12 protein-coding genes are annotated in these 14105 nt (G+C 67.0%); all 12 read left to right on the top strand.

The window, feature by feature from the left end:
• Positions 1–187: 187 nt before the first annotated feature.
• The 12 genes from rimP to OK349_RS12125 all read left to right on the top strand — a co-directional run bounded on the left by rimP (position 188) and on the right by OK349_RS12125 (position 14015).
• Positions 188–733 (top strand): ribosome maturation protein RimP, encoded by a 546-nt coding sequence (gene rimP, locus OK349_RS12070; protein ID WP_265118048.1) that lies wholly within the window; start codon positions 188–190, stop codon positions 731–733.
• Entirely contained in the window at positions 733–2421 is a 1689-nt protein-coding gene (gene nusA, locus OK349_RS12075; protein WP_265118049.1) for a transcription termination factor NusA, read from the top strand. The genes rimP and nusA overlap by 1 nt, the downstream gene beginning before the upstream one ends.
• Entirely contained in the window at positions 2402–3145 is a 744-nt protein-coding gene (locus OK349_RS12080; protein WP_372340556.1) for a DUF448 domain-containing protein, read from the top strand. Before nusA ends, OK349_RS12080 begins: the two co-directional genes overlap by 20 nt.
• 40 nt (positions 3146–3185) lie before the next feature.
• Positions 3186–5780: a translation initiation factor IF-2 gene (gene infB, locus OK349_RS12085; protein ID WP_265118600.1), complete on the top strand. Its 2595-nt coding sequence runs from the start codon at positions 3186–3188 to the stop codon at positions 5778–5780.
• 21 nt (positions 5781–5801) lie between these two features.
• Positions 5802–6227, top strand: coding sequence for a PaaI family thioesterase (locus OK349_RS12090; protein ID WP_265118050.1), 426 nt, complete (start codon positions 5802–5804; stop codon positions 6225–6227).
• Positions 6228–6229: 2 nt separating this feature from the next.
• Positions 6230–6628: a 30S ribosome-binding factor RbfA gene (gene rbfA, locus OK349_RS12095; protein ID WP_265118051.1), complete on the top strand. Its 399-nt coding sequence runs from the start codon at positions 6230–6232 to the stop codon at positions 6626–6628.
• A gap of 85 nt (positions 6629–6713) precedes the next feature.
• Entirely contained in the window at positions 6714–7298 is a 585-nt protein-coding gene (locus OK349_RS12100; RefSeq protein ID WP_265118052.1) for a thymidine kinase, read from the top strand.
• A 44-nt stretch (positions 7299–7342) separates the two neighbouring features.
• A complete protein-coding gene (locus OK349_RS12105; RefSeq protein ID WP_265118053.1) occupies positions 7343–8035 on the top strand; it encodes a site-2 protease family protein in 693 nt (230 codons plus the stop codon).
• A complete protein-coding gene (gene truB / locus OK349_RS12110; RefSeq protein ID WP_265118054.1) occupies positions 8035–8916 on the top strand; it encodes a tRNA pseudouridine(55) synthase TruB in 882 nt (293 codons plus the stop codon). Before OK349_RS12105 ends, truB begins: the two co-directional genes overlap by 1 nt.
• 23 nt (positions 8917–8939) lie before the next feature.
• Positions 8940–9209 carry a 30S ribosomal protein S15 gene (gene rpsO / locus OK349_RS12115; protein ID WP_265118055.1) on the top strand — a complete coding sequence of 90 codons (270 nt, stop codon included), beginning with the start codon at positions 8940–8942 and terminating at the stop codon, positions 9207–9209.
• Between the two features lie 188 nt (positions 9210–9397).
• On the top strand, positions 9398–11755 hold the full coding sequence (gene pnp, locus OK349_RS12120) for a polyribonucleotide nucleotidyltransferase (protein ID WP_265118056.1): 2358 nt from the start codon (positions 9398–9400) through the stop codon (positions 11753–11755).
• 340 nt (positions 11756–12095) lie between these two features.
• Positions 12096–14015: a hypothetical protein gene (locus OK349_RS12125; RefSeq protein ID WP_265118057.1), complete on the top strand. Its 1920-nt coding sequence runs from the start codon at positions 12096–12098 to the stop codon at positions 14013–14015.
• Positions 14016–14105: the final 90 nt, after the last annotated feature.

The following is a 14105-nucleotide window of genomic DNA, read 5'->3' on the forward strand; positions in this document are numbered from 1 at the left end:
AAGCCCAATTCTGCGCCCAGTTCCGCGCGGGGCGAATCCGTCTGGCGGCACGCTGACTCGAGTATCTTGCCGTCGCCGCGCCAAGCGCCTATAGAAGCGCTGTTCTCGACATTGGAAACCTTGCCGAGGCCGGCCCCACGGGGTTCGGCGGCGACGAGGCATATCCGGTGTCTATTGGAGTTTTTGCGTGGCGGATATCGCTGCCCTCACTGATCTGATCGAGCCCGAAGCGCGTGCGTTGGGCTTCGATCTGGTGCGTGTGAAGATGTTCGGCGGCACCAGCGACGCGACGCTGCAGGTGATGGCCGAGCGCCCCGATACGCGCCAGCTGACGATCGACGATTGCGCCGATCTGTCGCGCCGCATCTCCGAGCGGCTCGACGAACTGGAGGCCGCGGGCCGCGATCCGATCGACCATGCCTACCGGCTCGAGGTGAGCTCGCCCGGGATCGACCGGCCGCTGACCCGGCTCCAGGATTTCGAGGACTGGAAGGGGCATGAGGCCCGCATCACGCTCGCCGAGAAGATCGACGGGCGCAAGCAGTTCAAGGGCGACCTGGCGGGTATCGCCGACGGCAAGGTCGCGATCACCGACACGACCGGGGCGGTCCACGCAATCGCGTTCGACGCGATCGAGGACGCGAAGCTCCTGATCACCAACCGGCTTATCGCCGCAACCCGGCCGCTTTCCACGGAAGGCGCCGACGAATTCGAAGCAGAGGAACAGGACTGATGGCCACCGCCATTTCCGCCAACAAGGCCGAGCTGATCGCGATCGCGAACTCGGTGGCATCCGAGAAGATGATCGACAAGGCCATCGTCATCGAGGCGATGGAGGACGCGATCGAGCGCGCCGCCAAGAACCGCTATGGCGTCGAGAACGACATCCGCGCCAAGCTCGATCCCTTGACTGGCGACCTGCGCCTGTGGCGCGTGGTCGAGGTGGTCGAGGCGGTTGATGACTATTTCAAGCAGGTCTCGGTCAAGGACGCGCAGAAGCTCCAGAAGGGCGCGGTCGTCGGTGACTATATCGTCGATCCGCTGCCCCCGATCGAATTCGGCCGCATCCAGGCGCAGGCGTCGAAGCAGATCATCTTTCAGAAGGTCCGCGATGCCGAGCGCGAGCGCCAGTATGAGGAGTTCAAGGACCGCCAGGGCGAGATCATCACCGGCGTCGTCAAGCGTGTCGAGTTCGGCCATGTTGTCGTTGACCTGGGCCGCGCCGAGGGCGTGATCCGCCGCGATGCGCAGATCCCGCGTGAGGTGGTGCGCGTCGGCGACCGCGTGCGCAGCCTGATCCTCAAGGTGGTGCGCGAGACCCGCGGGCCGCAGATTTTCCTCAGCCGCGCGCATCCCGACTTCATGAAGAAGCTGTTCGCGCAGGAAGTCCCCGAAATCTACGACGGCATCATCGAGATCAAGGCGGCAGCCCGCGACCCGGGCTCGCGCGCCAAGATCGGCGTGATCAGCCACGACAGCTCGATCGATCCGGTCGGCGCCTGCGTCGGCATGAAGGGTTCGCGTGTTCAGGCCGTCGTGCAGGAGATGCAGGGCGAGAAGATCGACATCATCCCCTGGTCGCCGGATACCGCGACCTTCGTCGTCAACGCGCTGCAGCCGGCGAACGTCGCGCGCGTCGTCATCGACGAGGAGGATGATCGCATCGAGGTGGTGGTCCCCGACGACCAGCTCAGCCTTGCGATCGGCCGCCGCGGCCAGAATGTCCGCCTCGCCAGCCAGCTCACCGGCAAGGCGATCGACATTCTGACCGAGACCGATTCGAGCGAGAAGCGCCAGGCCGAGTTCGTCGCCAACAGCGAGCTGTTCCAGAACGAGCTCGACGTCGACGAGACGCTCGCGCAGCTGCTGGTCGCCGAAGGCTTCAGCACCCTCGAGGAGGTCGCCTATGTCGAGCTCGACGAGATTGCGGGCATCGAGGGCTTCGACGAGGAGCTAGGCCAGGAGCTGCAGAGCCGCGCGACCGAGGCGCTCGAGCGCCGCGAGGAAGCCAATCGCGAAGCACGCCGCGCGCTCGGCGTCGAGGATGCGCTGGCCGATATCCCGTACCTCACTGAGGCGATGCTGGTCACGCTCGGCAAGGCCGGGATCAAGACGCTCGACGACCTTGCCGATCTCGCCACCGACGAGCTGATCGCCAAGAAGCGCCCCGAGCCGCGCCGCCGCGGCGATGGCCCGGCCGCGCCGGTGCGCGAAGCCGACAAGGGCGGCGTGCTCGGCGAGTACGGCCTTAGCGAAGAGCAGGGCAACGAGATCATCATGGCCGCCCGCGCGCATTGGTTCGAGGACGAGCCGGCTGCCGCCGGCTCTGAGGGGTCTGCGGACGAAGAGCCTGCCCAGGCAGGCGCCGACGAAGCCGGCTCCGCCGGCGGGGAGGACGCTGTTGCGGACTCCGAGCAATGAGACCCGGCCTGAACTGACGGACGGCGCGGCTGCGGATGGGGCTCCTATCCGCACCTGCATCCTCTCGCGCGCGGAGTCCCCTCGCGACGGGCTGATCCGGCTCGCGCTATCGCCCGACGGCGAGGTGCTGCCCGACATCCGCGCCAAGGCGCCGGGCCGCGGCGCCTGGATCGGCGTCGGCCGCGCCGAGCTGGACGCCTCGGCCAAGAAGCTGCGCGGCGCGCTGTCGCGCGCGTTCAAGACCAACGACCTGCGTATTCCCGACGATCTCGGCGCGCGCATCGCGGCGCAGCTCGAGCGCGCCTTTCTCGACCGGCTCGGGCTGGAGGCCAAGGCCGGGACGATCGTGATCGGCGGCGAGCGCATCGAGACCGCCGGGCGCAGCGGCAAGCTGCATCTGTTGCTGCACGCGAGCGATGCAGGTGCGGACGGCTCGCGCAAGCTCGACCAGGCATGGCGGGTCGGATCGGACCGCGAGGGTTCGGGCGCGACGGGGTTCACATTGCCCCTCCCCCGCACCATATTGTCCTTGGCCCTTGGCCGCGAAAATGTGGTACATGTTGGTCTGACCGACGCCAGAGCGGCCGCACGGGTGAGCGAAGCGCTGACCCGCTGGCTGCAATTTATCGGACCCGATTCAGCTCCCAAGCCTTGCGAAACAGGCTCGCAAGGCGCATCGGGCGCTTCCGGCGGCCAGACGAAGAACGACGAACGAGCAGGATAGAGATTTGAGCGATACCGAAAACGACAAGCCGAAACTGGGCATGCGCCAGCCACTGGGGCTGAAGCGCACGGTCGAGACCGGCAAGGTGAAGCAGAGCTTCAGCCACGGACGCTCGAACACCGTCGTGGTCGAAGTGAAGCGCCGCCGTGTGCTCGGCCCGCAGACTGGCGCGCCGCAGGAAGAAACGGCGACGCCCGAACCCGTCGCCGCGCCGCCCTCGCCGCCGGCTCCCGCACCGCGTCCGTCCGCGCCTGCGGGCGAGACCGCGCAGGAGCGCCAGACCCGCATGCTGCGCGAGGCCGAAGGGCAGCGCATGCAGGCAAATGAAGAGGCGCGCCGCCGCGAGGAGCGCGAGCGCGCCGAAGCCGCCGAGGCCGAGCAGCGCCGGGCCGAAGAGCGCGCGCGCGCCGAAGCCGAAGCCGCCAAGGCGCCCCCCGCCAAAGCCCCCGAGCCCAAGGCCGAGCCGGTTCCCGCACCCGCGGTCGAAGCTGTGCCGGCTCCCGCACCGGCTGCGCCCGCGCGAAAGGAGCCGGTGGCGGTTCAGCTCGATCCCGGTCGGCCCGCCCCGCGCCAGTTCACCCCGGTGCAGCGCCCCGAGATTCCGCGCCCCACCGCGCCGCGTCCCGAGCCCAACCTCGCCGGCGGCCCTGCGCCGCGACCGGCGGGCGGTGGGGCAGGCCCCGGCCGCGCCCCGGCGCGTCCTGAACCCCAGAAGCCGCAGCGCGACCGCAAGGGTGACGAGCGCCGCGGCGGCAAGCTGACGGTCAACCGCGCGCTCGGCGGCGACGATGGCGCGCGTGCGCGCAGCCTCGCCGCGCTCAAGCGTGCGCGTGAGAAGGAGCGCCGCCACTCCGGCCCGCGCGAGCCGCAGGCCAAGCAGGTCCGCGACGTGCAGGTGCCCGAAGCGATCACCGTTTCCGATCTCGCCATCCGCATGGCCGAGAAGGGCGCCGACCTTGTGAAAGCGCTGTTCAAGATGGGCATGCCCGTCACGCTGACCCAGACGATCGACCAGGACACCGCCGAGCTGCTCGTGACCGAGTTCGGCCACAACATCGTGCGCGTGTCGGATTCGGACATCGATCTCGCCGTCGACACGGTCGAGGACTCGGCCGAGGTGCTCCAGCCGCGCCCGCCGGTGGTCACGATCATGGGCCATGTCGATCACGGTAAGACGTCGCTGCTCGACGCGCTGCGCGGCACCGACGTGGTGCGCGGCGAGGCCGGCGGCATCACCCAGCACATCGGCGCCTATCAGGTGACGCTCAAGGACAAGTCGAAGATCACCTTCCTCGACACGCCGGGCCACGAGGCGTTCTCGGAGATGCGCGCGCGGGGCGCGAACGTCACCGACATCGTCGTGCTGGTGGTCGCCGCGGACGACGGGCTGATGCCGCAGACGATCGAGGCGATCAACCATACCAAGGCGGCCGGCGTGCCGATGATCGTCGCGATCAACAAGGTCGACAAGCCCGAGGCCAACGCCCAGCGCGTGCGCGAGCGGCTGCTCGAGCATGACGTGCAGGTCGAGGAGATGGGCGGCGAGACCCAGGACGTCGAAGTCTCCGCGCTCAAGAAGACCGGCCTCGACGATCTGATCGAGAAGATTCAGCTTCAGGCCGAATTGCTCGAGCTCCAGGCCAATCCGGATCGTTCGGCCGAGGGCAATGTGGTCGAGGCCAAGCTCGACAAGGGCCGCGGTCCCGTCGCCACTGTGCTGGTCACGCGCGGCACGCTCAGGGTCGGCGACGTGTTCGTCGTCGGCGCCGAAAGCGGCAAGGTGCGCGCGCTGGTCGACGACAAGGGCCGCCAGCTCAAGGAAGCCGGCCCGTCGATGCCGGTCGAGGTGCTCGGCCTGTCGGGCGTGCCGATGGCGGGCGACCTGCTCCAGGTGGTGGAGAACGAGGCGCGCGCGCGCGAGGTCGCGGCCTATCGCGCCGGCGTGATCCAGAACAAGCGCACGACCAACACCCCGGCGAGCCTTGAGAGCATGTTCTCCGCGCTCAAGGAAAAGCAGGCGATGGAGTATCCGCTCGTCGTCAAGGCGGACACCCAGGGCACGGTCGAAGCGATCATCGGCTCGCTCAACAAGATCTCGACCGACGACATCAAGGTGCGCATCCTGCACTCGGGCGTGGGCGGCATCACCGAGAGCGACGTCAATGTGGCTGCGGCCTCGGGCGCGCCGATCATCGGCTTCAACGTCCGGCCCAACGCCAAGGCGCGCGAGATCGCCGAGCGCAACAAGGTCGCGCTCAAATATTATGACGTGATCTACGACCTGACCGACGAGATCCGCGCCGGCATGGCCGGCCAGCTCGGCCCCGAGGCGTTCGAGACTGTGGTTGGCCGCGCCGAGATCCGCGAAGTCTTCTCGGCGGGCAAGCACGGCAAGGCGGCGGGTCTGCTCGTCACCGACGGCGTCATCCGCAAGGCGCTCAAGGCGCGCATCACGCGCGACGACGTCATCATCTATACCGGCGAGATCGCCTCGCTGCGCCGCTTCAAGGACGATGTGGCGGAGGTTCGCGCCGGGCTCGAATGCGGTGTGACGTTCAGCCAGAACTTCACCGACATCAAGCCAGGCGACTATCTCGAAACCTTCGAAGTCGAACTGCGCGAGCGGACGCTGTAAGCCGCCGCGGAGGAAGGTGCATTGGGAACGCCGTCGATCTTCGATGATTTCCCAATGCCGTCCTCTGGACGGCTGTTGGGCTGGGAAGTGCGGAAGGTGGACGTCGTCGCCCGGACAATCGAGATCGGCTTTCGGGCCGATGATCGTTTCCTGAACCCTGCGGGGACGGTGCAAGGAGGCTTTCTCGCCGCTATGCTCGACGACACGCAGGGGCCGGCGCTGTATGCGGCTACCGAGGGCGCGGTCTATGCACCGACGATCGACTTCCATATCGTTTGCTTGAAGCCGGCTCGTCCCGGCCGCTTCCTGGGCAAGGGACGCGTGGTGAGCCTCGGCAAGACGATCGCGGTGACCGAAGCGGAATTATTCGATGAAGGTGGCGCATTGGTCGCTCGCGGCACGTTCACGGGCCGTGTCATGGAAGGCGCGATGGCGCGCCGGGACTGAAGATGAGACAAAATGAAACTCCCGAGACTCGCTCCGTCCGCCTGCTGCGCGTGGGCGAGCAGGTGCGCCATGTGCTGTCCGACATTCTCGCGCGGGGCGAGGTGCATGACGAGGTGCTCGCCAGCCATATGGTGAGCGTGACCGAAGTACGCATGTCGCCCGACCTGCGCCATGCCACGGTGTTCGTGAAGCCGCTGCTCGGCAAGGACGAGGAGGCGGTGCTCAAGGCGCTGCGTACCAACACCGCCTATCTCCAGCGCGAGGTCGCCGCGCGCGTGAAGATGAAATACGCAGCGCGGCTCAAGTTCCTGGCGGACGAGAGCTTCGACGAGGGCAGCCATATCGACCAGCTCCTGCGCGATCCCAAGGTGGCGCGCGACCTCGAAGCGTCCGAGGACTGATCCCCGGACTTGTCCACAGGCTTGTCCACGGCTTTGCGGTCATGGCGGGTGAAACAGGCGGGATCATCAGCCAAGGTCGCCGCCAATGGCCAAGCTCTATTTCTACTATGCCAGCATGAATGCCGGCAAATCGACCACCTTGCTCCAGGCCGATTTCAACTATCGCGAGCGCGGCATGCGCACGATCCTGTTCACCGCGGCGATCGACGAGCGGGCGGGGGCGGGCCGCATCGCCTCGCGCATAGGGCTCGCGGCCGAGGCGGTCGCCTTCGACGCCGAGATGGACCTAAGGCTACGCGTCGAGCGTGAGGCCGATGCGGGACCCGTGCATTGCGTACTGGTCGACGAGGCGCAGTTCCTGACCGCCGCGCAGGTCGATCAGCTTGCGGCGGTCGCCGATGTGCTCGGCATTCCGGTGCTCGCCTATGGCCTGCGCACGGATTTCACCGGCGCGCTGTTCGAAGGCTCGGCGCGGCTGCTCGCGCTCGCCGACGCGCTGGTCGAGATCAAGTCGGTGTGCCGCTGCGGGCGCAAGGCGACGATGAACTTGCGGGTCGATGCCGAAGGCCGCGCGGTGGCGCAGGGCGCGCAAACCGAGATCGGCGGGAACGATCGCTATGTGGCGCTGTGTCGCCGCCATTTCGTCGAGGCGATCGCGGCCGCCGACTGAGCGGTGCGCTGGTGAAACGCTGCCGACCCACCTAGATCACGGACATGAACCCTAATTCCTTCGTCTACGACATCGCCGTCTGGCTGATCCCGCTGGTGATCGCGATCGTGTTCCACGAGGTCGCGCACGGCCTAGTCGCGCGGGCGCTGGGGGATCCGACGGCCGCGGAGCGCAAGCGCCTGTCGCTCAATCCGCTTCGCCACGTCGACCCGATCGGCACGGTCGCATTGCCGCTGATCCTCGCGCTCGCCAAAGCGCCCGTGTTCGGCTGGGCGAAGCCGGTCCTGGTCAACTATGCGCGGCTGCGCTCGCCCCGGCGCGACATGATGCTGGTCGCGCTGGCCGGCCCGGGCATGAACTTCGCGCTCGCGCTGGTCGGCGCGGTGCTGCTGGGTGTCCTTCTAGCCGTGGCGGATGGTGCCCAGCCGGGCAGCCTCACGGCGTTTGCCGGCGAGAATCTGCTCAACTTCGTTGCCGTGAACATCTTCCTGGCGTTGTTCAATCTGTTGCCGATCCCGCCCTTCGACGGCGGGCATGTTGTGCAGGGCCTGCTGCCGCCGCCGCTTGCGAAGCGCTGGGCGTCGTTCGGGCGGTTCGGATTTCCGCTGCTGTTCATCCTGCTGCTCGTGGTTCCCGCGATCTGGCCGAACGCCAACATCGTCGCGCGACTGATTGTTCCCCCGGCGCAGGCAGTGACCGGGTGGTATCTGTCGATCGCCGCGGCGATAGCCGGCTGATGCATGGCTGGATCGTCCTCGACAAGCCGCTGGGACTCGGCTCGACCCAGGGGGTGAGCGCGGTCAAGCGCGCGCTGCGCGAGGGTGGCTACGGCAAGTGGAAGGTCGGCCATGGCGGCACACTCGATCCGCTGGCGACCGGGGTGCTGCCGATCGCGGTGGGCGAAGCCACCAAGCTCGCGGGCCGCATGCTCGACAGCGACAAACTCTATGATTTCACCATCCGCTTCGGCGTGGAGACCGACACGCTCGATCTGGAGGGCGGCGAGGTCGCGGTGTCCGAGGTTCGGCCGTCGCGCAACGAGGTGGCAGCGATCCTGCCGCGCTTCACCGGTCCGATCGAGCAGATCCCGCCCGTCTTTTCCGCGCTCAAGGTCGATGGCGAGCGCGCCTATGATCTGGCGCGCAAGGGCGAGACGGTTGCACTCGCGAGCCGCGCGGTGACGATTCATGCGCTGGAGATTCGGGATATCGGCGAGGACAGCGCCACGCTCACTGCCCATGTATCCAAAGGCACCTATATCCGTTCCCTCGCGCGCGACATCGCGCACGCGCTCGGCACGGTCGGCCATGTGACGATGCTCCGCCGCATCAAGGCGGGACCGTTCACCCTCGATTCCGCGATTTCGCTGGACAAACTGGCCGATGCCGCTAAGGGCCAGCGGCTTGAAGATTGCCTCCTGCCGTTGAGGGCGGGGCTGGACGACATCCCGGCTCTATCCCTCACCCCCGATCAGGCAGGGCTGCTCCGTCAGGGGCAAAAGCTGGTCGGGATCGCCGCTGATGATGGCCAACACTTTGCGCTGAACGGCGACACGCCGGTCGCGCTGGTCGAGGTTTCGGACGGAGACGTCCGGGTCGTCCGCGGCTTCAACCTGTAAGCCATGATGTCGAAGGAAAGCACATGTCGATCACGACCGAGCGCAAGGAAGCGCTCATCAAGGAACATGGCCGCGCCGAAGGCGATACCGGCAGCCCCGAAGTCCAGGTGGCGATCCTCACCGAGCGGATCCAGAACCTGACCGGTCACTTCAAGGGCCACGCCAAGGACAATCACTCGCGCCGCGGCCTGCTGATGCTGGTCAACAAGCGCCGCAGCCTCCTCGACTACCTCCGCAAGAAGGACGGGGACCGCTACACCGCACTCATCGCGAAGCTCGGCCTTCGCAAGTAACCGGAAAGGCGGCCTTCGGGTCGCCTTTTTGCAATGCCGGCCCCGGACCCGATCCGGGGCGGGACCCATGGGGCCGAGGCAATCCGGCCGGAGCCCTGAAAAGGGGTGCAATCACCCCGCACCGCGCAAGCCGGACAGCTTGCACACAGGCCCCGGGCGCATAGGGCGTCCGGTCCAAAGGAAATCAGATGTTCGACAAGAAAACCGTATCGATCGAGTGGGGCGGACAAACCCTGACACTCGAAACGGGCAAGGTTGCCCGCCAGGCCGACGGCGCCATCATGGCGACGCTCGGCGAAACCGTGGTGCTGTGCGCCGTCACCGCCGCGAAGACCGTGAAGGAAGGGCAGGATTTCTTCCCGCTCACCGTCCACTATCAGGAGAAGTATTCGGCCGCGGGACGCATCCCGGGCGGCTTCTTCAAGCGCGAGCGCGGCGCGACCGAGAAGGAGACCCTGGTCTCCCGCCTGATCGACCGCCCCATCCGCCCGCTGTTCCCCGAGGGGTTCTACAACGAGATCAACGCCATCGCTCAGGTGCTGAGCTATGACGGCGAGAACGAGCCCGATATCCTCGCGATGGTCGCGGCCTCGGCCGCCCTCACCATCTCGGGCGTGCCGTTCATGGGCCCGATCGGCGCCGCGCGCGTCGGCTATGTCGATGGCGAATATATCCTCAACCCGACCGACGAGCAGGTTGCCGAGGGCGATCTCGATCTCGTCGTCGCCGCCACCTACGACGCGGTGATGATGGTCGAATCCGAAGCCAATGAGCTGTCGGAAGAGATCATGCTCGGCGCCGTGCTGTTCGCGCACGACGCGTGCCGCGAGGTGATCAAGGCGATCGTCAAGCTCGCCGAGCAGGCCGCCAAGGAGCCGTGGGAGCTCGACCTGGTCGACGACAAGTCGGCGACGCTCGCCAAGCTCAACGAAGTCATCGGCGCCGACATCGCCGCCGCCTACAAGCTGACCGACAAGCAGCAGCGCCAGAACGCGCTCAACGCCGCGCGCACCAAGGCACGCGACGCCTTCGCCGATCTCAAGGAAAGCGATCCGGCGCAGTATCTCGGTACGCTCAAGCTGGTGAAGAAGCTCGAGGCGAACATCGTCCGCGGCGCGATCCTCAAGGACGGCATCCGCATCGACGGCCGCTCGACCACGCAGATCCGCCCGATCGTGGCGGAGACGCACTTCCTGCCGCGCGCGCACGGCTCGGCGCTGTTCACCCGCGGCGAGACGCAGACCATCGCCACCTGTACGCTCGGCACCAAGGACGCCGAGCAGATGATCGATGGCCTGAACGGCCTCAGCTACCAGCACTTCATGCTGCACTATAACTTCCCGCCCTATTCGGTCGGCGAAGTCGGCCGCTTCGGCGCGCCGGGCCGCCGCGAAGTCGGCCATGGCAAGCTGGCGTGGCGCGCGCTGCACCCGGTGCTGCCGACCAAGGACGAGTTCCCCTACACCGTGCGCCTGACCAGCGACATCACCGAGTCCAATGGCTCGTCGTCGATGGCGTCGGTGTGCGGCGGGTCGCTCGCGATGATGGACGCCGGCGTGCCGATCAAGCGTCCGGTCAGCGGCATCGCGATGGGCCTGATCCTCGAGGGCAAGGATTTCGCGATCCTCAGCGACATCCTCGGCGACGAGGATCACCTCGGCGACATGGACTTCAAGGTGGCGGGCACGTCCGAAGGCATCACCACGATGCAGATGGACATCAAGATCGCCGGCATCACCAAGGAGATCTTCGAGGCAGCGCTGAAGCAGGCCAAGGACGGCCGCGCGCACATCCTGGGCGAGATGAACAAGGCGCTGGGCGAGGCTCGCTCGGAGCTGTCGGCGCATGCGCCGCGCATCGAGACGATGCAGATCGACAAGTCGAAGATCCGCGACGTGATCGGCACTGGAGGCAAGGTGATCCGCGAGATCGTCGCCACCACCGGCGCCAAGGTCGATATCGATGACGAGGGCGTGATCAAGATCAGCTCGTCCGACGTGTCGCAGATCGAAGCCGCAATGAACTGGATCAAGGGCATCGTCGAAGAGGCCGAGGTCGGCAAGATCTACAACGGCAAGGTCGTCAACTTGGTCGATTTCGGCGCGTTCGTGAACTTCATGGGCGGCAAGGACGGCCTCGTCCACGTCTCGGAGATCAAGAACGAGCGCGTCGAGAAGGTCTCGGATGTCCTGAGCGAAGGCCAGGAGGTCAAGGTCAAGGTGCTCGAGATCGATCAGCGCGGCAAGGTCCGCCTGTCGATGCGCGTTGTCGACCAGGAGACCGGCGAGGAGCTCGAGGACACGCGTCCGGCCCGTGAGCCGCGTGAGCGTGGCGAGCGTGGTGACCGGGGCGAAGGCCGAGGTGACCGTCGTCGCGACGGCGGGCGCGGTGGCGATCGGGGCGACCGTGGTCCCCGTCGCGAGGGCGGCGATCGCGATCGCGGCCCGCGCGGTGATCGTGGTCCCCGTAGCGAGCGCTCCGAAAGCAAGGACGAAGGCGGCGAGGACATCGGCCTGCCGGCGTTCCTGACCGGCGGAGACGACTGAGCGTTTCAAACTCAGGTTGAAATGAAGAGGGCTCCGGGGAAACCGGGGCCCTTTTTTGTCCATACTGGTCGTCACAAGTGACTGATTTCACACAGCTGATGGTCCAAACGGGCGGCACGGCGAGTCGCTCGCATGTCCCTTTGGCCAACTAGTGGCGCCTATCGGGGACGACTAAAGCGACGTTGATCTAGACACCGGGGAATTGTGAGTAATGGCGCGATCCGATCTGCAACGGGATCGGCCCGCTGGGTTGCAAGCGGCATTGGCACTGGTCCTGCTCCTGGCCGGCTGCAGCGGTGGCGGGGGCAGTGACAGCAGCTCCGGCGGAGTCGTGACGCCGGTGCCGACCCCTACGCCGTCAGCCTCCCCGGCGCCGACCGTCACGCTGACCGCCTCGCCCGCCACGGTCGCGCCCGGCGCGTCGACGACGCTCAGCTGGACCAGCTCCGCCGGCGCGACTGGCTGCACCGCCAGCGGCGGCGCGCCGTTCAGCGGCGCCCAGCCGGCGAGCGGGAGCGTCACGGTCAATCCGGGTGCGACCACCAACTATGTGCTCAACTGCACCTTCGGCTCGGGCGCGGTTACGGGATCGGCCACCGTGACGGTGCAGGGACCGCCGCCGGCTGCCGGTGCTGCTGCCGCCTTCGCCAATCCCGACAATGGCGGTATTCCGGACCGCAGCCTGCACCCGCTCGCCTTCCCCACCGCGATCGGCTTCGGCCGCAGCACCAGCGTCCGCGCGGCCAACGCCGTGGTGTACAAGATCGACACGCTCGACGACGTCGCCAATCCGAACGACGGCAAGATCAGCTATCGCGAATGCGCGCTCGCGCTCGCCGTCACCACGCCCTATGCGATTCCCGCCGGGCGCCCCCGCTATTGCGTGTTCGACGTGGCGGGCGCGATCATCCTGCAATCGCCCGCACAGATCACCACGCCGAAAATCTATATCGCCGGCCAGACCTCGCCCGGCGGGATCGAGTTCCGCCTCGGCGCCAACTACAACCCAGTCGATTCGCTGATCGACACGCGGCGTGGCGGCGATCACATGATCCTGCGCCATGTCCGCACGCGGCTCGGCGAGCATCCCGGTCGCTCCTCGGACAATGGCGATCCGATCCGGCTGCAGGGCACCAGCTTCCAGATCATCGACCATGTCTCGACCATGTTCGGCACCGACGAGAGCCTCGACACGGCCTGCGCGAACTGCACGATTCAATGGTCGATCATCGGCCCCAACATCTGTCTCAACGCAGGGCACAGCTCGTCGCTGCACTGCAAGACCTTCTTCTTGAAGCCCGCCAACAACGTCACCATCGCGCACAATCTGACGCAGCATGGCGACCAGCGCGGGATCAACATCGCGGTGGGCATCAACCCGCCGGCCGCGGGCAACACCGGCCAGACCGACATCTTCAACAACGTGGTCTATGACTTCATCTCGGAGAGCGGGCTGATCTCCAACCAGTTCGGCAGCGTGTATGCCAACTATATCGGCAACGTGAACCTGCGCGGTCCGCGCTACAATGCCAGCGACGGCAACTATTTGATGGCCCTCTACACGCCCGGCGGCGCGTCGAGCTTCGGTTTCGACATCTACGCCCGCGACAATGTGACCCCGCGCACCCGCATTTCCGGCCAGTTCGGATCGACCGTCACCGATCCCTTCGTCAACGCCGCGGGCTTCATCGCGCATGTCGTGCCCTCGACGATCTGCGGTGTGACCCCCGCCGGCGTCGCGGACTGCACGCGCAACGGGCTCGGCGTGGTGCAGAACAGCACCTATGCGATCGCGCCGGGCCGCTCGCTGATGTTCGATCCCGCCAAGATCACCTCGCCCGAGCAGGCGCTGCGCGACGTGATGGCCTATGCCGGCGCCGACCGCTGCCGCGACGGCGCGTGTCGCGACAATGTCGATGCGCTCTATATCGACGACCTGCGCACCTGCGACTCCTCGCCTTGGCTGTTCGCATCGGACTGGGCCTCGTCGGTCGCGCAGGCCGGCGGCTGGGCGAACCTCACGCAGGGCGCCGCCCGGGCCGACGCCGACAATGACGGCATGCCCGATGATTGGGAGCGCCGCTTCACCAACACCAACCCCAATGTCTGGGACGCCAATGCCGATGCCGATGGCGACGGCTATCCCAATATCGAGGAATATCTGAACGCGCTGGCGCAGGACGATGTGCGCTATTCGGGCTTCGTCGGCTCGGGCACGGGCCGCGTCCCGGCCTATAATTGCGGACGGCCGATGTACTGAGGGGAGGGGCGCGGTCTGCGATTGATTTTCTGCATCCGGGCGCCCGGCTCTGGCGTGGTGACAGGGGCGTACCGATATCCGCCGCCGCCC

The organism is Sphingomonas sp. BT-65, assembly GCF_026107375.2.
Taxonomy (GTDB): domain Bacteria; phylum Pseudomonadota; class Alphaproteobacteria; order Sphingomonadales; family Sphingomonadaceae; genus Sphingomonas.

Bases quoted from the DNA above. Each gene is read 5' to 3' on its own strand.
- nusA (WP_265118049.1), top strand. From the start codon at position 733: ATGGCCACCGCCATTTCCGCCAACAAGGCCGAGCTGATCGCGATCGCG.
- infB (WP_265118600.1), top strand. From the start codon at position 3,186: ATGCGCCAGCCACTGGGGCTGAAGCGCACGGTCGAGACCGGCAAGGTG.
- rbfA (WP_265118051.1), top strand. From the start codon at position 6,230: ATGAGACAAAATGAAACTCCCGAGACTCGCTCCGTCCGCCTGCTGCGC.
- OK349_RS12100 (WP_265118052.1), top strand. From the start codon at position 6,714: ATGGCCAAGCTCTATTTCTACTATGCCAGCATGAATGCCGGCAAATCG.
- OK349_RS12105 (WP_265118053.1), top strand. From the start codon at position 7,343: ATGAACCCTAATTCCTTCGTCTACGACATCGCCGTCTGGCTGATCCCG.
- truB (WP_265118054.1), top strand. From the start codon at position 8,035: ATGCATGGCTGGATCGTCCTCGACAAGCCGCTGGGACTCGGCTCGACC.
- rpsO (WP_265118055.1), top strand. From the start codon at position 8,940: ATGTCGATCACGACCGAGCGCAAGGAAGCGCTCATCAAGGAACATGGC.
- pnp (WP_265118056.1), top strand. From the start codon at position 9,398: ATGTTCGACAAGAAAACCGTATCGATCGAGTGGGGCGGACAAACCCTG.